We start from the raw sequence: 24,982 nt of genomic DNA on the forward strand, positions 1-24,982 counted from the left end.
CACATGCAGCAAGACACTCTCTCAACCGCAGCAGCGTCTGCGGTTTTTTCACATTCATCCGCCGGTAAAATCGCGGCCGTTGAATTCCGCCAGGTCAGTAAATTTTTCGGTCCGCATGAGGTTATCCGTAACGTTGATTTACGTGTGAACAGTGGCGAAGTGGTGGCAGTTTGCGGGCCCTCCGGTTCAGGTAAATCCACGCTGATCCGGCTGATTAATCAGCTGGAATCGGTCAGCAGCGGTGAAATTTTTATCGCCGGCCAGCCGACGCGCAATCTCAAAGGTGCCGCATTACGCCAGCTTCGAACGCACATCGGCTTTGTCTTTCAGCAGTTCAACCTTTACGCCCACCTCACCGCCGAAGACAACGTCAGTCTGGCGCTGATTAAAGTGCATGGCTGGAAGAAAATTGAGGCGCGCGAAAAGGCACGGGCATTGCTGGCGCGCGTCGGTCTGGGCGATAAAGCGCAGCATTATCCTGAGCAGCTTTCCGGCGGTCAGCAGCAGCGCGTGGCGATTGCCAGGGCGCTGGTCACGGATCCGGGCATCATTTTATTTGATGAACCGACCTCGGCGCTGGATCCGGAAATGATCGGCGAAGTCCTGCTGGTGATGCAGGAACTGGCGAAAAGCGGCATCACCATGATTGTGGTGACGCATGAGATGAGTTTTGCCCGCGAAATCGCTGATCGTGTGATTTTCATGGATGGCGGCGAAATCCTTGAACAGGCGCAGCCGGAAGATTTCTTCCTGCGTCCGCAACATCCGCGTGCGCAGCGGTTTCTGCAAAAAGTCCTGTTTCCGCTGCATCCGCAAACCGGAGTCGCGCTATGAACTGGCATCCCGACTGGGCTGGCGTGCTGTCCGGCCAGCCTCTGCACTGGATAATCTCCGGCTTCCTCACCACGCTGTATGTCAGCATTATCGGAAGCTTGCTCGCCACGTTACTGACGGTATTGCTGCTGGCGCTGCGCCTGAGTTCGACGCATCTGGCACGCGGTGCGGTGGCGGCGTTTGTCTCTGTTTTTCGTAACACGCCGCTGCTGGTGCAACTGCTGTTCTGGTATTTCGCGGCCTATGGCGCGCTGCCGCAAAGCTGGCGTTTTTATATCGGCGACACTCATCCGTGGGCGACGTTTCCGGGCAACATTGCCTGGCTGACCCCGGAATTTCTGTGTGCGGCCTGGGGGCTGGCGTTGTTCACGGCGGCGTTTTTGGTGGAAGAAGTGCAGGCCGGGCTGAATTCTGTGCCGAAAGGCCAGACCGAAGCGGCGATTTCTCAGGGGTTCAGCCGTAAAACCTTGCTGCTTTCGATCCTCCTGCCGCAGGCGCTGATCAACGCGTGGCAGCCGATCACCGGCCAGTATCTCAACCTGATGAAGCTTTCCTCACTGGCGACGGGTATCGGTTTTTCGGAACTGACGTATCAGGTCAGCCAGATTGAAAGCTATAACGCGCACGCCTTTGAAGGTTTCGCCGTTGGGACGCTGCTGTATCTGGCGCTCGGACTGCTCCTCGGCTGGCTGATGACGGTGTTTGGTCCGAAGCGACCGCAGCACAGGCCGCAGGTGGTTCTGAAAGAGGAAATTGGCGATGGAATTTGACTGGTCAGTTATACACGATAATTTCACTTATCTGCTGTGGGGAAGGCTGGCTGACGGCGAGCCGGGCGGCATATTGCTGACGCTTATCATGGCGGCATTGGCGGGCGTTTTGGCGTTAGTGCTCGGTGTGCTGATGGCGGCGCTGGCGTGGCGTTTCGGCGGCCTGACACGAAAAGTCCTGTTTGTCTGGGCGTCGTTTATCCGCGGCATTCCGTTGATTTTCGTGATTTTCTGGCTGTACTTCCTGCTGCCGGTGGTGTTTGGCGGTTCAATTCCCGGCCCGCTGACGGTGATTGTGGCGCTGGCCTGGTTTACCTCGGCGGCGGTGATGCACTCGACGCTGGCCGGTCTGGAAGCCTTGCCGCGCGGGCAAACCGAAGCGGGAATTGCATCCGGTATGGGTTACGGCAACGTGCTGTTGTTCGTGCTGTTACCGCAGGCGTGGCCGAATCTGCTGCCGTCGTATCTCGGGCTGCTGATCTCTCTGGTGAAAGACACATCGCTGGCGTTTATCGTCAACGTGCCGGAACTGACCACGGTGGCCGGGCAGGTGAATAACCGGGTACAAATTTACCCGGCAGAAATCTTCCTGCTGGTCGGCCTGATGTATTATCTGCTGTGCGCGACGCTGGCGTATCTGGCGGGTAAATCCATCAAACGTCATCAGGGGTTGCGCATGTAAACGAAACCCCCGCCTGTTTCCGGCGGGGTTTTCAGACGGGAGAGACGGTAAGTTTATTGCCTTTTGCTGACCGACGTTAATTCCGTGTCCACACTCAGATCCCGGTCAAACCACTTCTCAGAAATCTTCTTCAATGTCCCGTCTGCCCGTAATTCACCGAGTGCGACATCCACTTTTTGTTTCAGTGCTTCCCCGCGCGCATCTTTCCTGAACGGCAGGGCAACCTGTTTCAGGCCGAAGGGTTCACCGACAACTTTCAGCGGCAGATTTTTATGTTTGATCTGACCGAGCAGGATCACCTGACCGGAAACATAGGCATCCACTTTTCCCTGAGCCACGCTGTTGACCACCACATCCATGCCCTCGAAGGTCACCAGTTTGATTTCATTTTTCGGATCAAATTCTTTCAGGACTTTGGCATAGTTCGAACCGAGATCGGCGGCGACGGTTTTACCTTTCATGTCCTGCAGTCCGTGAATGGTGGTGTTGTTTTTACTCACCGCTAACTGCGCCGCAGAGTAATAGTAGGGCGCTGAATAATCGTATTTTTTTCGCCGCTCCGGCGTGTCGGCGAAATTGCCCACGGTATCCACTTTGCCGGTTTCCAGAGAACCCAGCACGCCCACCCAATCGGACGTTACCCATTCCACTTTGTAGTGGATCTTACTGGCGACGGCGTTGAGAATGTCCGCGCTGAATCCTTTGATGGTATCGCCGTCTTTAAAATAGTGGGGATAACCGTCCGGTGTCGCCCCCACCCGCAGAACGGGTTCATCATCGGCTTTTGCGGCGGGTTTATCGCACGCCGTCAGCAGCAGAGGAAGTGAACAAATTGCCAGTGTTAACAAACGCATATCAAGATTCCCTGTTTTAACCGGCATAAGGTTTGCCGAGATGTTTTTCGAGGCGACGCTGTAACTCACTGAAAATGATGGTCAGCGCCCAGTAGACCAGTGCCACGGCGAAATACGCTTCGAAGAATTTCAGCGATTCTGTGGCCACCATTTTTCCGGCGGCCAGCAGCTCGCTGACGCCTAATGTGAACGCCAGCGAAGAGTTCTTGATCAGGCCGATATACACGTTGCCGGTCGCCGGGATCGCATTGCGGCAGGCTTGCGGAAACAGGATACGGCGGGAAGCGGTAAACATGCTTAGCCCGGAGGCCAGCGAGGCTTCCAGTTGCCCTTTATCAACAGAGTCGATGGCGGCACGGAAGATTTCCGCCAGATAGGCGGACGTGTTTAAGCTTAAACCGAGGATCACTGCATTCATGGCACTCAGCGAATTCATTGAAGGAATAATTTGCGGCAGCCCGAAATAAATAATCAATAATTGCACCAGTACCGGTGTGCCGCGAAAGAAGGAAATATACAGGTGTGCAAACGCTGCGGGTATTTTACCGGCCCGGAGTAACAGGGCGAAAATAATCCCCAGTACGGTCGCCAGTAAAATGGAAAGCAATGAAATCAGCAAGGTCACGGGAAGATAAACGAGGATCTGCGGAATAACGCCGAGCATATAAGGAAAATCAAAATTCATTGTGCAAAGTTCCGTGTACGGCCATCAGGCAAAATCATGTAAGAAAGAACGGGTACGCTTCCCGGAAGCGGTCTGGAATATTTTTGCCGGTTCGCCTTGTTCGATAATTTGCCCGTGCTCCATGAAAAATATCCGGTCAGAAACATCCCGTGCAAAGCCCATTTCATGCGTCACGATCATCATGGTTAAGTCGCGCCCGGCCAGCCCTTCAATCAGGTTCAGGACTTCACGGCGCATTTCGGGATCCAGCGAAGACGTGGGTTCATCAAATAAAATGACCTGCGGATCAACGGCCATGGCGCGGGCGATGCCGACGCGCTGCTGTTGCCCGCCGGAGAGTGTGCCGGGATAAGCCGCCGCTTTGTGCGCCAGACCTACCTGCGCAAGCAATTCCTGACCCCGTTCGCCGGCCTGCGCTTTAGTCAGTTTTTGCGTAAAACGTAAAATCTCCGTGATATTTTCCAGCGCGGTTTTATTTTTAAATAAATTGTAGTGCTGAAAAACCATCGACGTCTGGCGGCGAAAACCGGCGGTTTGTTTGCGGGTGAGCGTTGCGGCGTTTATGTGTTTATCACCAATCTGGATCTGGCCGGAATCCGGCCTGACCAACAAATTCAGCGAACGTAACAGAGTGGATTTCCCGGAACCGGAAGGGCCTATTACTGATACCACTTCCCCTTTATTCACCGTGAAATTAATATCCGACAGGGCAGGGAATTGGTTAAATGATTTATTCAATCCGCTGACAGTGATCATGTGTGCTCCCGCTGGTTAATATAAATAACGCGCATATTTCCTTAAAAGAATATTAACTTTTCGGTCGCCTGCGACAAATGCTTTAAATCGCTAACGATATGCGGGGCGTAATATTATGCCGGTGTGAACTGACAACCGGCAGCGCATCAATCAGCTTTTCCGTCCACGGATGGACAGGGCGGTGGAACACCTCATCGAATTTTCCGTGCTAAAGGTCAACACCTTGGGTTGCCACCCAAACTGGCCTTAAGAGGCGCCTGTCGCCGCGCCCCTTGAGAATCCCGGGCTCTTTTACTGCGTGCTCCGCTCGCTGGCTATGTTTCAGGTATCGCAGTGACAGGCTGGAAATCTTGCCGCTGCGCGGTTCCTTCTCTCGGTCCTGGAGCCTTGGGGTCTCCAGGCCGCTCCGTTCAGCAAGCTTTCTGAATCGCCCGCACGATCATAAATTCAAAGACAGACTTTTTATCTTTTAGAAAAGTTGATTGGCGTGCTCAAAATTCAGCTGAACGGAGCGGCTTCAAGACCTATGGCTTGAAGACCGAGAGAAGGTAGTGCGAAGCACCTGGATTTGCGCCACTCACTATTGCACCAGAACATGTCCGTCATACCCGCGACAGCGCGCAGTGAAAAAGCGCGGAGTCCAGAGGCCCGCGCGTTACCGGGTCTCTGGTCGGTGTGGGCCGACGCCCACGACCTTGACCTTAATATCTTGATTTTAAAACGTCAGCGCGGTATCCCGCACGCCGATGCTATCGAAGAGCGTTACCGCGCCGGTGTGCTGGACGTGATTTCCCTGCACGGGCTGGGGCAGGCGGATCAGGAAGATTTGCTCCTCCTCCTGCGAAGGGGGAACCGATCTGCCGGGAGATGTAAAAAATAACCCGGCGAACTGAATGCGATAACAGGCGGGTGACGAGGCTTCTTCTTATTACAACACTTATTAAAATGTTCAGGTAATAAGATTACCGGTATGGCTAAACCTGTTAAGTAATATTGATTTTTTATTGAGTTTGATCAATAAATCGACAGTCCAATAATAGACTTTAAAATTTTAAAGCATATAAAGAGAAAACAGGACTGGCTCTGTAAAAATCAAGGAAAAGAGATGAAGGGAAAATGGGCGAATTATTTAATATCGCAGGTTAAATATAACGATCAGCATACTCACATTATCAATGTGGTGGTGCATGAGGATCTGGGAAATGCCGTTGGCGATGCGGTATTACAACCCCGGCAGTGGGTCATCTCTATGATTGATAATGACTATAGTTTCTGCACCGCGTTACAGAACAATCATGGCAAATGGGTAAGAGGACGAATAGTGGTGGCGGATCGGGTAATGGGCAACGATTACCTCACCACTCTCGCTGACGGGCAAGCCATAGATAACTTAGAAAACCTTCCTGAATATTTCTGATATTCATTTTGGTCTTAACAGACAGGTGCGCAAAAATACAGCACCTGTCTGTTATCACCGGCAACAAAACCCATATTACGGCAAATCTTAACCTCTCGGTTTATTATTCCCCCGGCGTTAAACCAGCGTCCGTAATTCAGCAACAGAGCGAACCAGCGGTGCCTGCTCGTGCGCTTCAAATGCCTGTTGATTGAGAATTTTGCGCAGATACACCAGTTCGACACCCAGCGGGTTAGTCGCAGTATGAAACGGCTCATAGCCGCGCCGCTGATACAGACCGGTCAGCCACGGATGTTTCACCGCCGTCGCCAGATACACCGCCGGTGATTTCAGTGTGTCGCGTAAAAATGTTTCTTCGACGTAGCGGATAATTTCATTGCCCAGCCCCTGACCTTTGGCGTGTTCCGCCACCGCAAACCAGTGCACAAACGGCCATGGCGCAAGATGGTTTTTGGCCGGTGTCCACAAAAAACGGGTGGTCAGCGTGGCCGTCAGTTCGCCGTCTTTCTCCAGCACATAGGTGGTTTCATTGCGGATAACATCCCGCACATCCTCCACGCTTGCGCGGGTGATGGTGAAATGAATGCCATGTTCCAGCAACGGCGCGTACGCCTTTTGCAAAAGACGGTGCAACGCCGCCGCTTCAGACTCGTGCGCAAGGCGGATCAGGTGGCTCATGTTCGGTTCCTATTGTTGGCAGCAGAGCGTTATCCCCGATTATTAAAGTCAGGAACCAGAGATGTAAAACAACAATAGTTGCTATGGAGTTGCGGGAGATGGAATAGGGGGCTGGCCGCCCCCATGCTCCCCGGGCTCTTCAGCGGGACATCCCGTCCTTATGAACCTTCGAGGTAGTCATTAAAACGCCTGCGCCAGTGTCCCGGTGAAATATGGTATTTACGGGAAAACGCCCGGGTGAATGACTGCTGCGAATCGAAACCATAACGGTGAGAAATATCGACAATAGAATCAGTATTTCTGACTAAATCGCAGGCAGCACTTTCAAGTTTTTTGTCGCGGATATAATTTGCAATAGTTTGTTCTGTTTTCTCGTGGAAGACGCGTTGCAAATGCCATTTTGAATAGCCAGATTTCTCGGCGACATCATTTATCTTCAGCGGTTTATCTATATTGTCGTCAATCCATAGCATGATTGAACGAACGATCTCATCGCGTATCACCATCATCATAGCCTCAGAGCATTTATCTATTTTCACTTGCAGTAAGAGAATAACAGTAAACAAAACACTAATTTACCCGCCCCATCCTGATTAAACTCATGAGTGACGTTAATTAATGCGGGTCCCGCCTGAGGTAATATAAGTTTTTCTTATCCTGAAATAAGTTCATGAAAATGAACAAAAAACCGAATACCAAGATATTCGGTTATATGAAAAGCATATAATTAAATTATAAATCAAACAGGCCAATGAAAGCCAAAAATAATAATGAAGCAACTCAACGTAACCGATTGCCCGCAAGCAAGGATTATCAAAATGTGCGATTTGAGTTAAGGGCTGAGATATTTATCAATCTGTGCTGACAAAATAAAACATTTATTTACACCCTGAGTTTAAAAATGATAAATCAAATGCGCAGCGTTTTTACTGCCTTGAGAAATAATCATTACAGGGGCCATAAGTGATAGTAAAGGCCCGAAACTTTATTTTGCCTAAAGCTCGATAAATAAGCAGTGGCGAGTTATCAATCATTGAGGGTTATGATGAAGCATAAAGCGATCTTTTTAGTGATGTCATCCGCATTACTTGCCGGTACGGCGCACGCAGCAGAAGTTTTCAATAAAGACGGCAATAAATTAGATATTTACGGTCTGGTGTCCGGCGAACATTATTTCTCCAAAGACAGCAGCATGGATGGCGACCAGACCTACGTCCGTCTGGGTTTTCGTGGTGAAACGCAGATCTCTGACAATCTGACCGGTTACGGCCAGTGGCAGTCACAGTACGACGCCAGCAGCGCAGAAAGTGAAGATTCCACACCGCGCACCCGTTACGGTTTCGCGGGTCTGAAATTTGGTGATTACGGCTCCTTCGACTACGGCCGTAACCGTGGCGTGCTGTACGATTCCTTAGGCTTTACCGACATGCAGCCTGAGTTCGACGGCATGACTTACGGTTCTGACCAGTTTATGTTCAGCCGCGCAAACGGTGTCGCGACTTACCGTGACAGCGGTTTCTACGGCCTGATTGATGGTCTGGATATTGCGATTCAGTATCAGGGTAAAAATGACGGCGGCGGTGAGCCGGGCGTGCGCAGCGTATTGCGTCAGAACGGCGACGGTTACGGCATGTCTGCCACCTACAATATTGGCGCAGGCGTCAGCATTGTCGGTGCCATGAGCAGCGCTGACCGTACCAATGAACAAAACAGCCGCACTAACGGCATCATGGGTAACGGCAAACGTGCTGAAGCGTATTCCGGTGCGATCAAGTATGACGCGCACGGCGTGTATTTAGGCGCGATGTATACCCAGGCGTATAATGCGTCCCGCTTCGGTTCTGTTTCTGATGATACGGCGTACGGTTATGCCAATAAATCTCAGATCATGGAACTGTACGCCAGCTACCAGTTTGACTTCGGTCTGCAACCGTTCGTGGCGTATAACGTCAACAAAGGGAAAGATCTGGGCCGTTCCGCCTCCGGTCGTAATTACGGCGATCAGGATCTGATCAAATATGTCGATTTCGGCGCGACGTATTACTTCAACAAAAACATCAATATGTTTGTTGATTACATGGTTAACCTGGTGGATGAAAACAGCTTTACCCGTGAAGCCGGTATCAGCACCGACGACGTGACCGCAGTCGGTATTGTTTATCAGTTCTGATGCGGGGATCTGATGCAGGGATTCTGGCTGAAAACATAAGCCATCTCTGAGAAAGGATATAAAAGGCGACTCATGTCGCCTTTATTTGTCTTTACTCTCTGTACCCTGACATTATTTTCCCCTTCAGTGAAAATACCCTAATCTGTTATTTTGGATATTCAGGGAAATTAGCTCACGCCAGTTTAAACAACGACACCACTTGCTGCAGTTCCAGCGCCTGTTCGTTAAGTGAAGAGGTGGCCGCCGCGCCTTGTTCCACCAGCGCCGCATTTTGCTGCGTGACCTGATCCATTTGCGTGACGGCAATATTCACCTGATGGATACCTTTGCTTTGTTCATTAGAGGCGTCGGAGATTTCAGAAATCAGATCCGACACATTGGCGATGGATTTCATCATCGCATGCATGGATTCACCGACCTGTGTGACCATCTTGCTGCCGTTGATGATCCTTTCCGTTGAGAGAGTGATCATCGTTTTAATCTCTTTCGCCGCGCTGGCACTGCTTTTCGCCAGTTGCCCCACTTCGGCAGCCACTACCGCAAATCCGCGACCTTGTTCACCGGCGCGGGCCGCTTCGACGGCGGCATTCAGCGCGAGAATGTTGGTCTGAAAAGCGATGCTCTCGATGGTGGAAATAATGTCACCCATTTTATCCACCTGATCATTAATCCCCTGCATGGTAGACACGGTGCTGTCGACCGTTTTGGTGGTGTTCTGCGACAATGAACGGGTGTCAGCGGCCAGATCCCGCGCCTGCCGGGCGTTATCGGCATTCAGTTTTACCGTCGAGGTCAGTTGCTCCATGCTGGCGGCGGTTTCCTGTAGGGAAGATGCTTGTTCTTCCGTGCGGCGGGACAGGTCATCGTTACCTTGTGAGATTTCCTGCGATGCCAGTTGCATCTGATCTGCGCCACGGCGCACGTCACCGACAATTTCCGCCAGCCGGTGCTGCATTCTTGCCATTGTTGCCAGCAGGCTGTTGTTGTCTCCGGCCTGCAAACAGATCGCCGTATTCAAATTGCCGTCGGCGATATGTTCGATAATCTCGCGGGCATACATCGGATCACCGCCCAGACTGCGCCGGGTCGAACGCATGGTCAGCAGCATCACGGCAGAGACTGCCAGACCGACCAGCAGGATCATGGTGAAATATTGCAGCAGGCTGTTATAGAACACGGTCTGCACATCGTTGAGGAATACCCCCGAACAGATATACCAGTCCCAGTCGGGATATTTACTGACATAACTGACTTTGTCAGCAGGCTTGCCGGTATCCGGCAAATTGCTGACATAATTCACGAAGCCACCGCCGGCATTGCCAGTTTTGAGGAATGCCTGATAATAGAACAGGCCATTGCTGTCAGTGCGATCTTTCACGCTCTGATTTTCCAGCTTCGCGAGGGACTGATTGCCGATCATCCGTAAGGTCAGGTTGCTGTCAAACACAAACAGATAGCCGTCCTTGCCGTATTTCATCGATTTCAGTTTTGCCAGCGCCTGCTTCTGTGCCTCGGCTGGCGACATCGCGCCTTTCGCGGCCTGCCCGGCATAATCTGCCACCAACGCCTGCGCGGCCTGTACCATATTTCTGACGCCATCTTCCCGCTCTTTCAGCATCACATTACGGCCTTCAAAGGCCGACCATGTTCCCAGCACCAGCAAACCCACCAGTGCCATGGCTAACGCGATGCGTAATCTACCCATAAATCCTATGCTTCTCATGCCTGTTTCCTTAAAACCTTTCACATAGTAGTGACTTTACTAACGGCATGAGAATACGAAACATTGACGCACGAAATGCATCAAAATGTTTCAATATCAAATGTTTAATGCATTATCAGTTAGTTAGCTAACGAAAATCAGAGGGTTTTAAGGGGAGGGCGGGATAAGAAAGGGCGCCTGAACAGCGCCCTGAAAGGTCTGCTGCTATTCGTCACAAAGAATAACTTTTTTCTTCGAGCGCATAGGCCTGTCGATAAACGTCATGGTCTTGGGATCATAATACCGGCTTGGCCAGATGACGCAGGCGGGGACGCCGACGGCCTGACTGATCAGTAATTCACCTTTTGGCCACGGACGGGAAAGTGCATTAGACAGGGTGGAAGAACATAAACCCGCCGCACGCGAAACGGCGGACAGGGTGGTGCCTTTCTTACGCAGCGCCGCAATAATGTCAGCGGGATGCCAGTCTTTACTTTTCACGGTTCCGCCCTCCGCTGGCTGGTTGAACGCAAGCAATAAAGGGCAGGAAAGTGGGGTCGCGTGATAATTTCATTGTGTATCTCCGATGTGATTAAAAACCCCCCACCGGAGCTGCGAAACTCTTGGGTGGCGGCTCAGACAAGGTTCGCAGTACCGGTCACATCGGAAACCGGCCAGCCCGTAAGCTGCCCCGCCAGAGCCACCATAGTTGTACAAATACCGATCATTTGTATCTGACAGGTGTGCCGAGGCCATACATAGATATTATATATGTATTTTCGATGTGATATTCAGGCTGCGAAACCTTGCTGCGGATTTTGCCGCAGCGGTGGGACTATAACGTAAGCGGGGTATGTAAACCAATCTGATAACGTGGAATGGGGCGTGCTTTCCAAAGAAATGTAATGGGGGCAGTAAGTTACAGCCCCCGCCCTCCCACTCCGGAGGAAGGTACGGGGACACATCGTTTACAGCACGTTGCTCTGTAAAACCCATACTGCCGCTTCGACGCGTGATTTCAGTTTCATTTTTTTCAACAAATGCTTAACGTGCACTTTCACCGTGCTTTCCGTGATATTCAGACGGCGGGCAATCATTTTATTCGGCAAACCTTCGGCGATCAGTTTGATGATATCGCGCTCGCGCGGCGTCAGGGACTGGATATCGCGGTCACCGCTCGGACGGCTTTCCCTCAGGCTGGCGGCCAGCACCGGCGTCAGGGCTTCGCTGAGCACCATTTTACCCGCCGCCGCGTTATGCAGCGCGGTCAGCAAATCTTCCGGCTCCATGTCTTTCAGCAGATACCCGTCTGCGCCGCGCTTCAGGGCGGTCACCACATCGTCTTCATGGTTTGACACGCTGAACACCACGATACGGCCTGACAGGGAGGTCTGGCGCATGCTGTCGAGTGTATCCAGTCCGTTCATGCCCGGCATGTTCAGATCCAGCAGGATCAGGTCCGGGTCGAGCTGTTTTGCCAGCTCAACGCCTTGTTCGCCATTGCTGGCTTCGCCAATCACTTTCAGGCGTGAATCGAGGGCAATCAGCTGTTTGACGCCGTTACGCAGCATAGGATGATCGTCAATCAGCAAAATGGTGGAAGGGGTGATGTCGTTCATACTTGCTCCTGGGGATTGATGGGCAATGCTTCCGGGCGGAAACGGACACAGACTTCGGTGCCGCCGTCCGGGCGTCGGGCAACCCGACACTGGCCATGTAAGGTGCTGGCGCGATCCTGCATGATGATCAGGCCATAATGATTTTGCCGCTCCGCATCCTGCGAAATGCCTTCGCCGTTATCGCGCACGCACATGTTGATCTCGCCGTCATGGCATTGCAGGGAGAGCGACACCTGCGTGGCGTGGGCGTGCTTGTGGACATTATTCAGGGCTTCGCGGGCGATGTGCAGCAGGTGAATGCCCTGATTCGCCGGTACCGAGCGCGGCGGGATCTGGTAATCGAAATCAATCGTCAGCCCCATCCGGCGCGAAAACTCATCAACGGTATGTTGCAGCGCGGCGCGCAGGCCGGGCGTGTTGAGTGTGAGACGGAAGGTGGTCAGCAGCTCGCGCAACTGACGGTACGCGGTGCCCAGTTCCTCACGCATCTGTTGCAGCAGAATATTGTCCTCTTCAGAGAAGGACTCCGCGTGCCTCTGCAAACAGGCCACCTGAATCTTCATGCAGGACAGCGACTGCGCCAGTGAATCGTGCAGTTCGCGCGCGATGGCGGATCGCTCTTCCATCAGCATCAGTTGTTGCTGATGTTCAGCCTGACGCGCCAGCATCAGCGTACTGGTGAGTTGTTCAAGCAGGGTATGAACCAGCTGCTGCTGATCGTCATCCAGATACTGTCCCGGCGGTAACTGCGCCAGCAATACGCCGTAATTCTCGCGATCGTCGCGCAGGCTCCAGCTCAGGGATTCGCCGCTTTCTCCGGCATGTTCCCCGACCTGCGGGCTGTCGGGCTGACGGGCGGAACCGTTGCTGAATTCGTTGAACACCTCGGCGCTGTTGTTTTCATATTGCCGCAGTTGCACACCGCTCAGCGGCGTCAGCAACTGCAACTCCTTCAGCACCGGTTCCATGCGCGCCTCAAGCGGGACGCTGGTATGCAACTGGCGGCTGACGCGGTACAGGTAATCCAGCATCTGGTTTTTCTGTTGCAGATCGGCGGTTTTTTCCGCCACGCGCTGCGCCAGATTGTCGACCATTTCCGCCAGTGCCAGCGACATGCTGTTCAGCGAGTCGCCGAGGATATCCATTTCATTATGAGCATCGCCATTCGCCACCCGCTTGCGCTGATAGCGGCGGCTGAAATCGCCGGCCGTAATGGCGCTGGCCTGCGCGAGCAGGCTTCTCCACGGCGTCAGCAAATGACGGCGCAGGAACCAGATCGTCAGCGCCATCAGCAGCAGGGTCACGGCCACCAGACCGCGCTGGATCAGCGAAATCTGCTGCAAATGGTATTCGGTTTTATGTTCAAGCTCGGCCACCAGCACATCCAGCTGACCGACAAATACCGCGATATTGGCGGAGACATCCTGCGGGCGTTTTGCCGCCAGCAACTGATCCCGCAAGGTGGTCTGCCAGTAATTGCGCAGTGCCAGAAACTGCGGTTGCAGGTTTTCGCGCTCGACCGCTTTCAGCAGATCCGCGCTGCTCTGGTCGTTCTCAAGCTGGCGGATATACGCGGAATTTTTCCCGCTCAGCGGCACTTCAGACAGCAGGCGGTAACTCTGCATACGCAGGGAACCCGCCTTGTTGATGGCATGGGCGTTGCCTTCGATGCTGCCCGCCATCCACGCCGCCACGCTCATTCCGCCAATACCCAGCAGGCCAAGCAGCAGCATCAGCAGCGTGATCTGGCTGACCAGTGACAATGAAGGCAGGGCGCGTTTAAGCATGAAATCGGGTTCCTGAATCTGATGAAGAAGCGGTGAGTGCCGGAACAATTCTATTACAAAGTGGGCATTTTTTATGATCAGCAGGCGTTTCCCTATACCCCTTTGTGATTACTCCTTTATTTCCAGTGGAAGGATAACTGCAAACAGGGAAGGGTTATATTTCTATCAACTTTCTGAATATTAGCACTTTATAAGCAGGGCGCAGAATACTCACAAAGGATTTGAGGGCAATTTCACGGTGATTTTGACCCGCCATTGCGTTGATTTGCATCAACATCCCGAAGCGGTGCTCTACCTAGTGTGTGCGGCATAACTGAATCATTACAACAACAATGCGCTACCACCCGAGGTACACATGTCACATACATCAGCTACACCTGCGGAAAAACCGTCCCGTCTGCTACAGGACTGGCGACCGGAAGATCCGCAGTTTTGGGAAAAAACCGGGCACAAAATTGCCAGCCGCAACTTGTGGATTTCCGTACCCTGCCTGTTACTGGGTTTCTGCGTCTGGATGCTGTTCAGCCTGGTTTCCGTCAACCTCAACAAAGTTGGCTTTAACTTCACGACCGATCAGTTATTTATGCTGACGGCGATCCCGTCGGTGTCCGGCGCGCTGTTGCGTGTGCCTTACTCCTTCATGATCCCGCTGTTTGGCGGCCGCCGCTGGACCGCCATCAGCACCGTGTTTCTGGTGCTGCCGTGCGTCTGGCTGGGCTTTGCCGTGCAGGACACCACAACGTCCTATAACGTCTTCCTGATCATCGCGCTGCTGTGCGGTTTTGGTGGCGCTAACTTTGCCTCCAGCATGTCTAACATCAGCTTCTTTTTCCCGAAAGCGAAGCAGGGCGGCGCACTGGGTATCAACGGCGGCCTCGGTAATCTGGGCGTGAGCGTGATGCAGCTGGTCGCGCCGCTGGTGATTTCACTCGGCGTGTTTGCGGCCTTCAGCGATAAACAAACGCTGGCTAACGGTGCGGATATGTGGCTGCAAAATGCCGCGTGGGTCTGGGTGCCGTTCCTGATCATCGGCACCATCGCCGCCTGGTTCGGCATGAACGATCTGGCGTCATCCAAAGCCTCTATCCGTCAGCAGTTGCCGGTACTGAAACGCGGCCATCTGTGGATCATGAGCGTGTTGTATCTGGCGACCTTTGGTTCCTTTATCGGTTTCTCCGCCGGTTTTGCCATGCTGACCAAAACCCAGTTCCCGGATGTCAATATTCTTCAATTCGCCTTCTTCGGTCCGTTCTTCGGCGCACTGGCGCGTTCTGCGGGCGGCATGCTGTCTGACCGTCTGGGCGGTATTCGTGTGACGCTGGTGAACTACATTGTGATGGCGGTGTTCGCGGGGCTGTTGTTCCTGACGCTGCCGGTGAACGGCGCGGGCGGTAATTTCCCGGCATTCTTTGCGGTATTCATGGTGTTGTTCCTGACGGCCGGTCTGGGCAGTGGTTCCACTTACCAGATGATTGCGGTGATCTTCCGTAAACTGACCACCGATCAGGCAAAAGCCCGTGGTGCAACGGATGATGAAGCCTTGCGTGAAGCGGTGACCGATACGGCGGCGGCGCTCGGTTTTATTTCTTCAATCGGCGCGATCGGCGGGTTCTTTATTCCTAAAGCCTTCGGGACATCGCTGGCGATGACCGGCTCTCCGGCAGGTGCCATGAAAGTGTTCCTGGTGTTTTACGTGGTCTGCGCGCTGATCACCTGGCTGGTCTACTGGCGCAAACTGAACAAAGGTTTTGCCACCAAACAGGTCAAAAAGTAAGGTTCAGCATGCAGTAACAGAAGGGGCTTCGGCCCCTTTTTGCATTCGGGTCTGCATGAAATACTTAACGTAATCAGTCATAAGCCATAACGATTCAGACTTTTTAAAATCGCGGCAAGAGGCTATAAATGACGGGATGACATTCTTAACAGGAACCCGTGATGAAAACTGCCCACCTTGTCGATCCCGAACTGCGTCCGTTACTGTCTCTGATGCCCGAACGTGTGCTTGAGGCGTCCGTCCTGCCGGCCATGCGCGCGCAGCGGCAGGCGGCGGCGCTGGAAAGTGTATTACAGGACGACGGGCTGGCGCTGACCGTCAGCAGTCAGTTTATTTCCGGCAGCGAAGGCGCGCCGCCTGTGCGGGTGGTGGTGATTTCCCCGCAATCCACACGCCAGGGCCGGATGGGGATCCTGCATATTCATGGCGGCGGTTATGTGCTGGGCAGCCCGGAACAGTCGATGCCGCTGACCCGTCCGACGGCAGCGCAACATGACTGCGTGATTGTCTCCGTCGATTACCGCCTCGCGCCTGAAACCCCGTTTCCCGGCCCGCTGGAAGACTGCTATGCCGCGTTGTTGTGGATGACCGCGCAGGCAGAGGAACTGGGTATCGATCCTGTGCATATCGGCGTGATGGGTGACAGCGCCGGAGCCGGACTGGCCGCGTCACTGGCCTTGCTGACCCGCGATCGTGGCGGTCCGGCACTGGCGTTTCAGAACCTGATGTACCCGATGCTCGATGACCGCACCGTGACGGACAAGGATCCGAATCCTTCGACCGGCGAATTCGCCTGGACGCGCGACGACAACCGCTTCGGCTGGCAGGCCTATCTGGGGCATGACGCCGGTTTAGCGGATGTTTCCTGCTATGCCGCGGCGGCGCGCGCCGAAAATCTCAGCGGATTACCACCGGCCTGGATTGGCGTCGGGTCCGTGGACCTTTTCCTGGATGAAAATATTGAGTATGCCCGCCGCTTGATCCGCGCCGGTGTACCGGTTGAATTCAGCATTTATCCGGGCGGATTCCACGGTTTTAACGGTGATCCGGCCTATGCACTGGCACGTCGCGCCCGCGAACAGCGTCAGGATTCCCTTTCAGGGTTTAATCCGCTGCGTCATATACATCACGATGGCTTATAATAAAATCCAATCAATCAGGCATAACTCAGGGCTGAAACAGACAATAAATTGGATATCAAACAACTCATTTACCTCTGTAATCTCGAACGCGAGCGGCATTTTGGCAGGGCGGCGGAAGCCAGCTTTGTCAGCCAGCCGACGCTGTCGATGCGTCTCAAAAACCTCGAAAAAGAACTCGATCTGAATCTGATCAATCGCGGTAATAACTTTGAAGGTTTTACCGCTGAGGGCCTGCGGGTGCTGAGCTGGGCGCGCGAAATCGTCGCGGTGTACGAAGGTCTGAAGCTGGAAGTTGAATCGCTGAAACAGGGCATGAGCGGCACGCTGCGTATCGGCGTGATGCCGCAGTGCAGCGTCTCGCTGGCGCAACTGATCAAAGCGGTCAGCGCGGCCCATCCGGGGCTGGATTATCGCGTGGCGGAAGTCAGCGCCGATCAGCTGATTGAAGCGCTGAGCAGCCACTCGGTGGATGTCGGTATCGGTTTCTTTGAGTTTTCGACGCTCAACGAGCTGCGTTTCCAGCTGGTGCCGCTCGATGACGGCGGGGTAGATGTGGTGTATCACCCGGATCATTTTCCGCAGTTGCAGGATATCGCGCTGATCACGGCGGAACAGGCCGCCGCGTTACCGCTGTGTTTGTCTGAGCCGAGCCGTTATTTCCGCCGTTATCTGGATAATTTCTTCCGTCAGGCCGGGCTGGAGTTGCATCCTCGGCTGGAAAGCACCTCGATCTTTCAGCTGATGCAGGGCGTTTATGTCGGCATCGGTTGCGCACTGGTACCGCGCGGTCATCTGATTGATGACATGCATCCGGCGCTGAAACGTTGTCCGCTGGATATCACCCCCATGAGCCGCCACGCAGCGCTGGTGGTCGCTGAACCGGGCAGGGCAACGCCGCTGGCGCAGCATTTCTTCACCGCCGCCGGGGTCTGGTTAGCAGAACAGCCGTTGCCCAAAACGGCCATCAAATAAGGCGTTACCGTCGGTTTATCTCCGCAATTCCTATTGATGTCGTGAATATTTAAGCTCAAGCTTTAGCGTAATACTTATGTGAATGAAGGAAGTTAAGCATGAAAGCATTACAAGCCGTTGTCCTGACCCTCGCCTCCGCCGGTTTATTCCTGTCAGCAGGCGCGCAGGCCTCAAATAATCTTCTCGGACAACTGCAGCAGGCTGCCAGCGACGGACTGAACGGCAGCAGCAAATCCGGTTCAACCGGCACCACGTCTTCCCTGACCTCGCTGCTCAGCGGCGGTGACAGCGCACTGACCTCGACCAGTGCCTCTAACGCGGCGGGCGTATTGCAATACTGCGTGAAGAACAATGTGCTTTCCAAAGCCAGCACGGAAAACGTAAAAGATCAGTTGCTGAATAAACTGGGGATCCAGAGTGCCTCCGGTGCAGAAAGTCAGGATTATCAGCAGGGTCTGGGCGGTTTACTGAAGACCGGTAAAGATCAGAGTGTGGATCTGAACAATCTGGGAAGCGGGCTGACGCAGGTGAAAGAAAAGGTGAAAACCAAAGCCTGTGATGTGGTGCTGAAACAGGCGAAATCATTTATCTGATTTTGACTTTCTCCTCCCCCTGCGAAGGGGGAGGTTGGGAGGGGGTTTTAAGGGCTAACACCCGGTCAAAGCATACTTCAAATTATTGATTTTTCTTTAATACCCCACCCCAACCCTCCCCTTCGCAGGGGAGGGAGCAGACCGAGCCATCCTGACCTCGCCATGTGATAACCGTTATTGAAAAACCGAAACTTACTCAATTCTATGTAAAGTCATTTATAGCTATTTAAAAGGGAACCCCTTTCACTCCGCATAAACCTTCTCTTTGCTCTCACACAAATCCTCGATCAGACACGACCCGCAGCGCGGTTTGCGCGCAATACAGGTATAGCGGCCATGCAGGATCAGCCAGTGATGGCAGTCCAGTTTGAACTCGCCCGGCACCACTTTCAGTAATTTCTCTTCGACGTCATCGACAGTTTTACCCGGCGCGAACTTCGTGCGGTTACAGACGCGGAAAATATGCGTATCCACAGCGATGGTCGGCCAGCCAAACGCGGTGTTGAGCACCACATTGGCCGTTTTACGGCCTACGCCCGGTAAGGCTTCCAGCGCGGCGCGATCTTCCGGCACTTCACCCTGATGTTTTTCCAGCAAAATCCGACAGGTTTTGATCACATTCTCGGCTTTGGCATTAAACAGGCCGATGGTCTTGATGTATTCCTTTACGCCATCCACGCCCAGCGCCAGAACCGATTCAGGGGTATTGGCGACCGGATACAGCTTTGCCGTCGCTTTGTTAACGCTGACATCCGTGGCCTGCGCGGAAAGCAATACCGAAATCAGCAATTCGAACGGGGTGGTGTACACCAGTTCAGTGGTCGGATGCGGGTTGTTATCCCGTAAACGGCTGAGGATTTCGATGCGCTTTTCCTTATTCATGAACACTTCCCTTTGGCAGACTTTCTTCAGCCGCAACATGCTGCGCGGCTTTACGCGCTTTCATGCGCTGATCGATAAGATATTTGCCCGCCAGCAACAGCCCGAGGCCGATAAATGCCCCCGGCGGCAACATCGCCAGCAGGAACGGGTTATCCAGATGCAGCACTTCGACGCGCAGCACTTTCGCCCAGCTGCCGAGCAGCAGGTCAGCACCGTTAAACAGCACGCCGCTGCCGAGAATTTCACGCATTGAGCCGAGCACAAACATTGCGCAGGTTGCGCCCAGACCGGTCATCGCGCCGTCAAGGGCCGCCAGATGGATCGGGCTGCTGGCGGCACAGGCTTCGGCCCGTCCGACCACAATACAGTTGGTGACGATCAGCGGGATAAAAATCCCCAGCGCCTGATACAAACCGAAGGCATAGGCGTTGATCAGCATCTGCACGGTACTCACTACCGAGGCGATAATCAGTACGTAAATCGGGATACGGATTTCATCCGGGATCCACTTACGGAATGCGGAAATCATGGCGTTGGTACAGGTCAGCACCAGCGTGGTCGCCAGCCCTAAACCGAGGGCGTTGGTGGCGGTGGACGTCACGGCCAGCAGCGGGCAAAGCCCCAGCAACTGCACCAGCGAGGAGTTATTGGTCCACAGACCCTGAACGATTATCTTTCTGGCTTCACTCATCACGTGCTCCACAAGGGGTGAGGTGGGAAAGCTGAGACGGTACCGTCCCGATAAACAGCGCCGTGCGTTTGACGGAGCGAACGACAGCGCGCGGTGTAATGGTCGCACCGGTAAACTGATCAAACATACCGCCATCTTTCTTCACCGCCCAGCGTTCATCGCTGGCGCCGTTGACGGTCTGATTGGCAAAATGCTTGATCCAGTCGGAAATGCGCACTTCAATTTTATCACCGAGCCCCGGCGTTTCATGCTGTTCCAGCACGCGGGAGCCGTACACTTTGCCGTGAAAATCGGCAGCTACCAGCAACTGGATCGCGCCGGAATAGCCGTCAGGCGCGGTGGTTTCCACCACAGCCGCCACCGGCTGACCGTTTTTACGTGCCAGATACAGGCGGTGCGGGGTGGCGGTGCCGAGTGATTCATCGGTGACGTTGTAACATTCATTCTGCATGTCGTTATCGTACACGCCAGCCGGGATCACCTGATCAAACAGCGATTTCTGCTGTAACAACGCCTGATGTTCAATGGTCGGCTTGGTCATCAGGTTGACCAGCGCGGTCATGCCGGTCATCAGTGCGCCAAAGAAAGCCAGGATCAGGCCGTGGCGTCGCATTGTAGCTAACATATTTCTTCCTCAGCGATGCCCGTAGACGCGTGGTTGCGTGTAGTGATCAATCAATGGCACGGTGATATTGGCCAGTAAAACCGCGAAGGCGATGCCATCCGGATAGCCGCCGTAACTGCGGATCAGCCAGACCAGCAAACCAATCAGCGCGCCGAAAATCAGGCGGCCTTTTGGCGTGGTGGACGCCGTCACCGGATCGGTGGCGATAAAGAACGCGCCGAGCATGGTCGCGCCGGAGAACAGCCCGACGAGTGGTGATGAATAGTGTTCAGGGGCCAGACCCCACGCGATACCGGCACAGACTGCCAGCATACCCAGCATGGCAACCGGAATGTGCCAGCTGATGATTTTTCGCCACATCAGGAACAGCCCGCCGGCCAGAAAACCGAGGTTGATCCACTGCCAGCCCAGCCCGGCGAGCGTCCCGCTGAACAGCGGCGTCCCGAGGATCTGATCGGCGGTATGACCGGAACGCAGCCCGGTTTTAAACGCATCCAGCGGTGTCGCCTGCGTCACGCCATCAACGTTCATGTTCAGCTGATAGGCGGTCAGATCCTGACTGTTATGGCCGGTGAAAATGGTCAGCAGCGTGTCGGTGAATCCGACATGATGATGTTGCAGGGCGTCCGGCGGCAGCCAGGTGGTCATCTGCACCGGGAACGAAATCAGCAGCACCACATAACCTACCATGGCCGGGTTAAACGGATTCTGACCAAGCCCGCCGTAAAGTTGTTTGGCGATGATGATGGCGAAAATCGTGCCGAGCACCACCATCCACCACGGCCCCAGCGGCGGCAGGCTGATGCCCAACAGCACGGCGGTCAGCAGGGCGCTGTTATCGCCGAGACGTTTTTTCACCGGCAGTTTGCGCAGCTGTAATACCGCGCCTTCTGCCAGCAGGGCAATCACGATAGCCAGCGTCAGCTGGACCAGCGTGCCGTAACCGAAAAACCACACCTGAGCGATCAGGCCGGGAATACAGGCCAGGATCACCATCATCATGATGGTGCTGGTGTTCTGGCGGTTATGCGTAAAAGGTGAACTTGCGATCCTGAAGGCCATCTATTCCTCGTTCGACATTGTCTGAGCGGCTTTACGGGCCTTAACTCGTGCGATCGCAGCAGCCACGGCGGCTTTGCGTGGATCGCTTTCTTGTTGTTTTGGTTCTGTTTCTTCGGCGTCTGCTTCCTGCGCCTCACTCTGCGCGGCGGCTTTTTTGGCTTTGGCACGGGCGATGGCGGCAGCCACGGCGGCCTTGCGTTTATCGTCTGCGGAAGGTTCTGCAGGTGACGCTGTCACGTTTTCCTGTGCATTCGCCGTCTGCGCGGCGGCCGCTTTTTTGGCTTTCACGCGGGCAATCGCGGCCGCGACAGCCGCTTTGCGGTCATCCTCAGCAGAAGCGGGCGCGGCAACGGCCAGTTCGCTTTCTTTCGCTTCGACCACAACGCCGCTGTTACCGGCTTTTTTGGCTTTCACACGCGCAATGGCGGCGGCGACGGCGGCTTTGCGGTCATCTTCTGCGGAAGGCGGCGTTTCAGGCACCGGCTCGGAGGCCACCGGAATTTCCTGTTCTGCGGCGGCTTTTTTCGCTTTGGCACGGGCAATAGCTGCGGCCAGCGCGGCTTTACGCGGATCGGCTTCAGCCGGTTTTTCTGCCACGGTTTCCGTGACCAGCGCTTGTTCTGCCGGGACGTCGTCCAGTTTCACGGCCGCTTTCTGATGTTTCTCTTCGCGCGCTAATTTCTCGCGCTCCATGCGCGCCTGTTTGGCTTCGAAACGCGCTTTGGCTTCGGTAGCGCGGGCGGTCTCTGCATCGATGGCGCGGATTTCGGCCTTTTCCTGCCGGTAATACTGCACCAGCGGAATATTGCTCGGACAGACATACGCGCAGGCACCGCATTCGATACAGTCGAACAGATTATGCTTGCGCGCTTTCTCGTGTTCTTCGCCTTTACTGAACCAGTAAAGTTGCTGCGGCAGTAAACCGGCCGGGCAGGATTCGGCGCACAGGCTGCAACGGATACAGGCTTCTTCCTGCTCCTGTTGACCCAGCTCGGATTCCGACGGAGCCAGCAGGCAGTTGGAAATTTTGACCACAGGGACATTGAGCGACGGCAGGGTAAAGCCCATCAGCGGACCGCCCATGATCACCATCTTTTTGTCGCCCTGCGGCTGCAACTGGCCTTCATGCATCAGGTGTTCAATCGGCGTACCGAGACGCGCCCAGACGTTGCCCGGCTTTGCCATGGCTTCGCCGGTCAGCGTCACCACGCGCTCGATCAGCGGCTCGCCGTCAATGATCGCGCGTTTGATGGCGTAGACCGTGCCGACGTTTTGCATCAGCACGCCAATGGCGGACGAGTGGTGGCCCTTCGGCACTTCGAGACCGGTGAGGATCTTGGTCAGCTGTTTGGCACCGCCGGACGGGTATTTGGTGGGGATCACCCGCACTTCAATCCGCACGCCGTCAGTGATCTCCGCCTTAATGGCCGTTTTAAACGCGGCGATGGCTTCCGGTTTGTTATCTTCGATGCCGATCAGCACGCGTTCAGGATGCAACATATGGCACAGAATGCGCGTGCCCTGCAGGATCTCCGCAGCGTGTTCCTGCATCAGCCGGTCATCGGCGGTGATGTAAGGTTCACATTCGGCAGCATTGAGGATCAGCGTGCGGGTAGACGTCAGGCCGCCGGCCAGTTTGCTGGCGGTCGGGAAACCGGCACCGCCCAGCCCGGCGATCCCCGCCTGACTGATGCGCTGATTCAGCTCATCGGCTGAAAGCTGGCGGTAATCAGCCACGAATTCACGCTCGCACCAGGTGTCCTGACCGTCGGCGGCGATCAACACGCACAGTTCTTTCAGGCCGGAAGGGTGCGCGGTGATGTGCGGCTCGATGGCGGTGATCACGCCGGACGTCGGGGCGTGAACCGGCACGGTGCGGCCGCGACCGGTGGTCAGCGGCTGACCTTTCAACACCCGGTCACCGGCTTTCACACACAGCTCGCCCTCAGGGCCGAGGTGTTGCTGAAGAGGGATGATAAAACGCTCAGGCAGCGGCACGTTGCGCAGCGGAACGTGGCTCGACTGAGTCTTCATTTCAGGCGGATGAATACCGCCGTCGAAGTCCCAGATTTTGTCTTTTTTGAGCGCGGCAAACAGATTGAACATGTTACTCCGCATGGATGATCTGAACCGGAATGGATTGCAAATCCCACTTCCAGTTTGCGGTGGTGGTTTTGACCGGCAGCATTTCGATGCAGTCCGTCGGGCAAGGCGCGACGCAGAGATCGCAGCCGGTACATAAATCGGTGATCACGGTGTGTACGGCGCGGGTGGCACCGACAATGGCATCCACCGGACAGGCCTGAATGCACTTGGTGCAGCCGATGCAGTTGCTTTCGTCGATATACGCCACTTTACGCACCGGAACGGCCGCAGCGGCGTCTTCGCCCATCGGCTGAGGTTCAACGTTCAGCAGGGTGGCCAGCTTAAGCATGACGGCTTCGCCGCCCGGCACACATTTGTTGATGTTGTCGCCATTGGCGACCGCTTCGGCGTAAGGTTTGCAGCCGGGATAGCCGCACTGTGCGCACTGGCTTTGCGGCAGGATATCGTCAATCTGATCGACAACCGGGTTGCCTTCCACGGCAAAACGACGCGAGGCGTACCCCAGCAGCAGGCCAAACACCAGCGCCAGTGCGGTCAGCGCGCCAATCGCTACCCATAATTCAAACATCAGAATTTCACCAGACCTGTGAAGCCCATAAAGGCTAATGACATCAGGCCAGCCGTGACCAGTGCAATCGACGATCCTTTAAACGGCGCAGGCACGTCAGCGACCACCAGACGTTCACGAATAGCGGCAAACAGCACCATCACCAGTGAGAAGCCCAGCGACGCGGCAAAACCGTACAGCGCGGATTGCATAAAGTTGAACTGCTGATTGATGTTCAGCAGCGCCACGCCGAGCACGGCGCAGTTAGTGGTGATCAGCGGCAGGAAGATACCCAGCAGGCGATACAGTGACGGGCTGGTTTTGCGCACCACCATTTCGGTGAACTGCACGACGACCGCGATCACCAGGATAAACGCCATAGTGCGCAGGTAGACCAGCCCCAGTGGCATCAGAATGAAGGTATTCACGATCCACGAGCAGATATTCGACAGGGTGATCACGAACGTGGTCGCCAGCCCCATGCCAATGGCGGATTCAAGTTTCTTGGAGACGCCCATAAACGGGCACAGGCCAAGAAATTTGACCAGCACAAAGTTATTCACCAGCACGGTGCCGACAAAAAGTAATAAATAAGAGGTCATGACAATTGCCCGGACATAATAAACATTAAAAA

26 protein-coding genes are annotated in these 24,982 nt (G+C 54.5%); 9 read left to right on the forward strand and 17 right to left on the reverse strand.

Features of this window, described 5'->3' with window-relative positions:
- The first annotated feature begins 3 nt into the window (after positions 1-3).
- From EYY67_RS19635 to EYY67_RS19645, 3 genes are read left to right on the forward strand one after another with little or no spacing between them, the layout of a single operon-like run.
- The gene (locus EYY67_RS19635) at positions 4-834 is read left to right on the forward strand and encodes an amino acid ABC transporter ATP-binding protein (protein WP_131694210.1); all 831 of its coding nucleotides are present in this window, start codon (positions 4-6) and stop codon (positions 832-834) included.
- Positions 831-1,604, forward strand: a complete 774-nt coding sequence (locus EYY67_RS19640; RefSeq protein ID WP_131694211.1) for an amino acid ABC transporter permease — start codon at positions 831-833, stop codon at positions 1,602-1,604. The genes EYY67_RS19635 and EYY67_RS19640 overlap by 4 nt, the downstream gene beginning before the upstream one ends.
- Positions 1,594-2,286: an amino acid ABC transporter permease gene (locus EYY67_RS19645; RefSeq protein ID WP_131694212.1), complete on the forward strand. Its 693-nt coding sequence runs from the start codon at positions 1,594-1,596 to the stop codon at positions 2,284-2,286. Before EYY67_RS19640 ends, EYY67_RS19645 begins: the two co-directional genes overlap by 11 nt.
- 53 nt (positions 2,287-2,339) lie before the next feature.
- Here the strand turns inward: EYY67_RS19645 and EYY67_RS19650 are convergent, their stop codons facing one another.
- Genes EYY67_RS19650 through EYY67_RS19660 form a run of 3 tightly spaced genes read right to left on the reverse strand, consistent with a single transcriptional unit; the run spans position 2,340 to position 4,581 of the window.
- Positions 2,340-3,140, reverse strand: a complete 801-nt coding sequence (locus EYY67_RS19650) for an amino acid ABC transporter substrate-binding protein (RefSeq protein ID WP_095922136.1) — start codon at positions 3,138-3,140, stop codon at positions 2,340-2,342.
- 16 nt (positions 3,141-3,156) lie between these two features.
- Positions 3,157-3,825: an amino acid ABC transporter permease gene (locus tag EYY67_RS19655; protein ID WP_095922135.1), complete on the reverse strand. Its 669-nt coding sequence runs from the start codon at positions 3,823-3,825 to the stop codon at positions 3,157-3,159.
- Positions 3,826-3,849: 24 nt separating this feature from the next.
- A complete protein-coding gene (locus tag EYY67_RS19660; RefSeq protein WP_095922134.1) occupies positions 3,850-4,581 on the reverse strand; it encodes an amino acid ABC transporter ATP-binding protein in 732 nt (243 codons plus the stop codon).
- Between the two features lie 1,105 nt (positions 4,582-5,686).
- Between EYY67_RS19660 and EYY67_RS19665 the strand changes: the two genes are divergently transcribed.
- Positions 5,687-5,998 carry a DUF3892 domain-containing protein gene (locus EYY67_RS19665; RefSeq protein WP_095922133.1) on the forward strand — a complete coding sequence of 104 codons (312 nt, stop codon included), beginning with the start codon at positions 5,687-5,689 and terminating at the stop codon, positions 5,996-5,998.
- 117 nt (positions 5,999-6,115) lie between these two features.
- Here EYY67_RS19665 and EYY67_RS19670 read toward each other — a convergent pair whose 3' ends face one another.
- Positions 6,116-6,676 carry a GNAT family N-acetyltransferase gene (locus tag EYY67_RS19670; RefSeq protein WP_095922132.1) on the reverse strand — a complete coding sequence of 187 codons (561 nt, stop codon included), beginning with the start codon at positions 6,674-6,676 and terminating at the stop codon, positions 6,116-6,118.
- Positions 6,677-6,834: 158 nt separating this feature from the next.
- The gene (locus tag EYY67_RS19675; RefSeq protein ID WP_095925144.1) at positions 6,835-7,182 is read right to left on the reverse strand and encodes a helix-turn-helix domain-containing protein; all 348 of its coding nucleotides are present in this window, start codon (positions 7,180-7,182) and stop codon (positions 6,835-6,837) included.
- 539 nt (positions 7,183-7,721) lie between these two features.
- On the opposite strand from EYY67_RS19675, the gene ompC reads away from it, so the two are divergent.
- A complete protein-coding gene (gene ompC / locus EYY67_RS19680) occupies positions 7,722-8,846 on the forward strand; it encodes a porin OmpC (protein WP_095922131.1) in 1,125 nt (374 codons plus the stop codon).
- A gap of 172 nt (positions 8,847-9,018) precedes the next feature.
- On the opposite strand, the gene EYY67_RS19685 is transcribed toward ompC, so the two are convergent.
- The 5 genes from EYY67_RS19685 to narX all read right to left on the reverse strand — a co-directional run bounded on the left by EYY67_RS19685 (position 9,019) and on the right by narX (position 13,954).
- Entirely contained in the window at positions 9,019-10,569 is a 1,551-nt protein-coding gene (locus EYY67_RS19685) for a methyl-accepting chemotaxis protein (RefSeq protein WP_131694213.1), read from the reverse strand.
- A gap of 204 nt (positions 10,570-10,773) precedes the next feature.
- Complete coding sequence (locus tag EYY67_RS19690) at positions 10,774-11,049, reverse strand: helix-turn-helix domain-containing protein (RefSeq protein WP_095925143.1); 276 nt, start codon at positions 11,047-11,049, stop codon at positions 10,774-10,776.
- Between the two features lie 134 nt (positions 11,050-11,183).
- A complete protein-coding gene (locus tag EYY67_RS24945) occupies positions 11,184-11,276 on the reverse strand; it encodes an ash family protein (RefSeq protein ID WP_095922130.1) in 93 nt (30 codons plus the stop codon).
- Positions 11,277-11,516: 240 nt separating this feature from the next.
- Positions 11,517-12,167: a two-component system response regulator NarL gene (gene narL / locus EYY67_RS19700; protein ID WP_095922129.1), complete on the reverse strand. Its 651-nt coding sequence runs from the start codon at positions 12,165-12,167 to the stop codon at positions 11,517-11,519.
- Positions 12,164-13,954 carry a nitrate/nitrite two-component system sensor histidine kinase NarX gene (narX, locus tag EYY67_RS19705; RefSeq protein WP_131694214.1) on the reverse strand — a complete coding sequence of 597 codons (1,791 nt, stop codon included), beginning with the start codon at positions 13,952-13,954 and terminating at the stop codon, positions 12,164-12,166. The genes narL and narX overlap by 4 nt, the downstream gene beginning before the upstream one ends.
- Before the next feature lie 355 nt (positions 13,955-14,309).
- Between narX and EYY67_RS19710 the strand changes: the two genes are divergently transcribed.
- The 4 genes from EYY67_RS19710 (at position 14,310) to EYY67_RS19725 (ending at position 18,435) form a co-directional block, all read left to right on the forward strand.
- The gene (locus EYY67_RS19710; RefSeq protein WP_131694215.1) at positions 14,310-15,728 is read left to right on the forward strand and encodes a NarK family nitrate/nitrite MFS transporter; all 1,419 of its coding nucleotides are present in this window, start codon (positions 14,310-14,312) and stop codon (positions 15,726-15,728) included.
- A gap of 161 nt (positions 15,729-15,889) precedes the next feature.
- A complete protein-coding gene (locus tag EYY67_RS19715) occupies positions 15,890-16,870 on the forward strand; it encodes an alpha/beta hydrolase (RefSeq protein ID WP_131694216.1) in 981 nt (326 codons plus the stop codon).
- A gap of 48 nt (positions 16,871-16,918) precedes the next feature.
- Positions 16,919-17,842: a LysR family transcriptional regulator gene (locus EYY67_RS19720; RefSeq protein WP_131694217.1), complete on the forward strand. Its 924-nt coding sequence runs from the start codon at positions 16,919-16,921 to the stop codon at positions 17,840-17,842.
- A gap of 98 nt (positions 17,843-17,940) precedes the next feature.
- Complete coding sequence (locus tag EYY67_RS19725) at positions 17,941-18,435, forward strand: YjjA family protein (RefSeq protein WP_095922122.1); 495 nt, start codon at positions 17,941-17,943, stop codon at positions 18,433-18,435.
- Between the two features lie 243 nt (positions 18,436-18,678).
- Here the strand turns inward: EYY67_RS19725 and nth are convergent, their stop codons facing one another.
- Genes nth through rsxA form a run of 7 tightly spaced genes read right to left on the reverse strand, consistent with a single transcriptional unit; the run spans position 18,679 to position 24,950 of the window.
- Positions 18,679-19,317: an endonuclease III gene (nth, locus tag EYY67_RS19730; RefSeq protein WP_119826161.1), complete on the reverse strand. Its 639-nt coding sequence runs from the start codon at positions 19,315-19,317 to the stop codon at positions 18,679-18,681.
- A complete protein-coding gene (locus EYY67_RS19735; protein ID WP_131694218.1) occupies positions 19,310-20,008 on the reverse strand; it encodes an electron transport complex subunit E in 699 nt (232 codons plus the stop codon). The genes nth and EYY67_RS19735 overlap by 8 nt, the downstream gene beginning before the upstream one ends.
- Positions 20,001-20,633: an electron transport complex subunit RsxG gene (gene rsxG / locus EYY67_RS19740; protein WP_095922119.1), complete on the reverse strand. Its 633-nt coding sequence runs from the start codon at positions 20,631-20,633 to the stop codon at positions 20,001-20,003. Before rsxG ends, EYY67_RS19735 begins: the two co-directional genes overlap by 8 nt.
- 9 nt (positions 20,634-20,642) lie before the next feature.
- Positions 20,643-21,695, reverse strand: coding sequence for an electron transport complex subunit RsxD (gene rsxD / locus EYY67_RS19745; protein WP_119826157.1), 1,053 nt, complete (start codon positions 21,693-21,695; stop codon positions 20,643-20,645).
- Positions 21,696-23,801, reverse strand: coding sequence for an electron transport complex subunit RsxC (rsxC, locus tag EYY67_RS19750; protein WP_131694219.1), 2,106 nt, complete (start codon positions 23,799-23,801; stop codon positions 21,696-21,698).
- A gap of 1 nt (position 23,802) precedes the next feature.
- A complete protein-coding gene (gene rsxB, locus EYY67_RS19755; RefSeq protein WP_015697463.1) occupies positions 23,803-24,369 on the reverse strand; it encodes an electron transport complex subunit RsxB in 567 nt (188 codons plus the stop codon).
- Positions 24,369-24,950, reverse strand: a complete 582-nt coding sequence (gene rsxA / locus EYY67_RS19760) for an electron transport complex subunit RsxA (RefSeq protein ID WP_095922116.1) — start codon at positions 24,948-24,950, stop codon at positions 24,369-24,371. Before rsxA ends, rsxB begins: the two co-directional genes overlap by 1 nt.
- Positions 24,951-24,982: the final 32 nt, after the last annotated feature.

Origin of the sequence: Rahnella victoriana (assembly GCF_004330295.1) — a bacterium.
GTDB classification, from domain to species: domain Bacteria; phylum Pseudomonadota; class Gammaproteobacteria; order Enterobacterales; family Enterobacteriaceae; genus Rahnella; species Rahnella victoriana.

Excerpts from the sequence above, each read along its gene's own strand:
- EYY67_RS19735 (WP_131694218.1), bottom strand. The coding sequence starts at position 20,008 with ATGAGTGAAGCCAGAAAGATAATCGTTCAGGGTCTGTGGACCAATAAC.
- EYY67_RS19685 (WP_131694213.1), bottom strand. The coding sequence starts at position 10,569 with ATGAGAAGCATAGGATTTATGGGTAGATTACGCATCGCGTTAGCCATG.
- EYY67_RS24945 (WP_095922130.1), bottom strand. The coding sequence starts at position 11,276 with ATGATCGGTATTTGTACAACTATGGTGGCTCTGGCGGGGCAGCTTACG.
- rsxB (WP_015697463.1), bottom strand. The coding sequence starts at position 24,369 with ATGTTTGAATTATGGGTAGCGATTGGCGCGCTGACCGCACTGGCGCTG.
- narX (WP_131694214.1), bottom strand. The coding sequence starts at position 13,954 with ATGCTTAAACGCGCCCTGCCTTCATTGTCACTGGTCAGCCAGATCACG.
- rsxC (WP_131694219.1), bottom strand. The coding sequence starts at position 23,801 with ATGTTCAATCTGTTTGCCGCGCTCAAAAAAGACAAAATCTGGGACTTC.
- EYY67_RS19650 (WP_095922136.1), bottom strand. The coding sequence starts at position 3,140 with ATGCGTTTGTTAACACTGGCAATTTGTTCACTTCCTCTGCTGCTGACG.
- nth (WP_119826161.1), bottom strand. The coding sequence starts at position 19,317 with ATGAATAAGGAAAAGCGCATCGAAATCCTCAGCCGTTTACGGGATAAC.
- EYY67_RS19725 (WP_095922122.1), top strand. The coding sequence starts at position 17,941 with ATGAAAGCATTACAAGCCGTTGTCCTGACCCTCGCCTCCGCCGGTTTA.
- narL (WP_095922129.1), bottom strand. The coding sequence starts at position 12,167 with ATGAACGACATCACCCCTTCCACCATTTTGCTGATTGACGATCATCCT.
- EYY67_RS19660 (WP_095922134.1), bottom strand. The coding sequence starts at position 4,581 with ATGATCACTGTCAGCGGATTGAATAAATCATTTAACCAATTCCCTGCC.
- EYY67_RS19670 (WP_095922132.1), bottom strand. The coding sequence starts at position 6,676 with ATGAGCCACCTGATCCGCCTTGCGCACGAGTCTGAAGCGGCGGCGTTG.
- EYY67_RS19675 (WP_095925144.1), bottom strand. The coding sequence starts at position 7,182 with ATGGTGATACGCGATGAGATCGTTCGTTCAATCATGCTATGGATTGAC.
- rsxA (WP_095922116.1), bottom strand. The coding sequence starts at position 24,950 with ATGACCTCTTATTTATTACTTTTTGTCGGCACCGTGCTGGTGAATAAC.
- EYY67_RS19710 (WP_131694215.1), top strand. The coding sequence starts at position 14,310 with ATGTCACATACATCAGCTACACCTGCGGAAAAACCGTCCCGTCTGCTA.
- EYY67_RS19655 (WP_095922135.1), bottom strand. The coding sequence starts at position 3,825 with ATGAATTTTGATTTTCCTTATATGCTCGGCGTTATTCCGCAGATCCTC.
- EYY67_RS19665 (WP_095922133.1), top strand. The coding sequence starts at position 5,687 with ATGAAGGGAAAATGGGCGAATTATTTAATATCGCAGGTTAAATATAAC.
- EYY67_RS19635 (WP_131694210.1), top strand. The coding sequence starts at position 4 with ATGCAGCAAGACACTCTCTCAACCGCAGCAGCGTCTGCGGTTTTTTCA.
- EYY67_RS19645 (WP_131694212.1), top strand. The coding sequence starts at position 1,594 with ATGGAATTTGACTGGTCAGTTATACACGATAATTTCACTTATCTGCTG.
- rsxD (WP_119826157.1), bottom strand. The coding sequence starts at position 21,695 with ATGGCCTTCAGGATCGCAAGTTCACCTTTTACGCATAACCGCCAGAAC.
- EYY67_RS19640 (WP_131694211.1), top strand. The coding sequence starts at position 831 with ATGAACTGGCATCCCGACTGGGCTGGCGTGCTGTCCGGCCAGCCTCTG.
- EYY67_RS19715 (WP_131694216.1), top strand. The coding sequence starts at position 15,890 with ATGAAAACTGCCCACCTTGTCGATCCCGAACTGCGTCCGTTACTGTCT.
- ompC (WP_095922131.1), top strand. The coding sequence starts at position 7,722 with ATGAAGCATAAAGCGATCTTTTTAGTGATGTCATCCGCATTACTTGCC.
- rsxG (WP_095922119.1), bottom strand. The coding sequence starts at position 20,633 with ATGTTAGCTACAATGCGACGCCACGGCCTGATCCTGGCTTTCTTTGGC.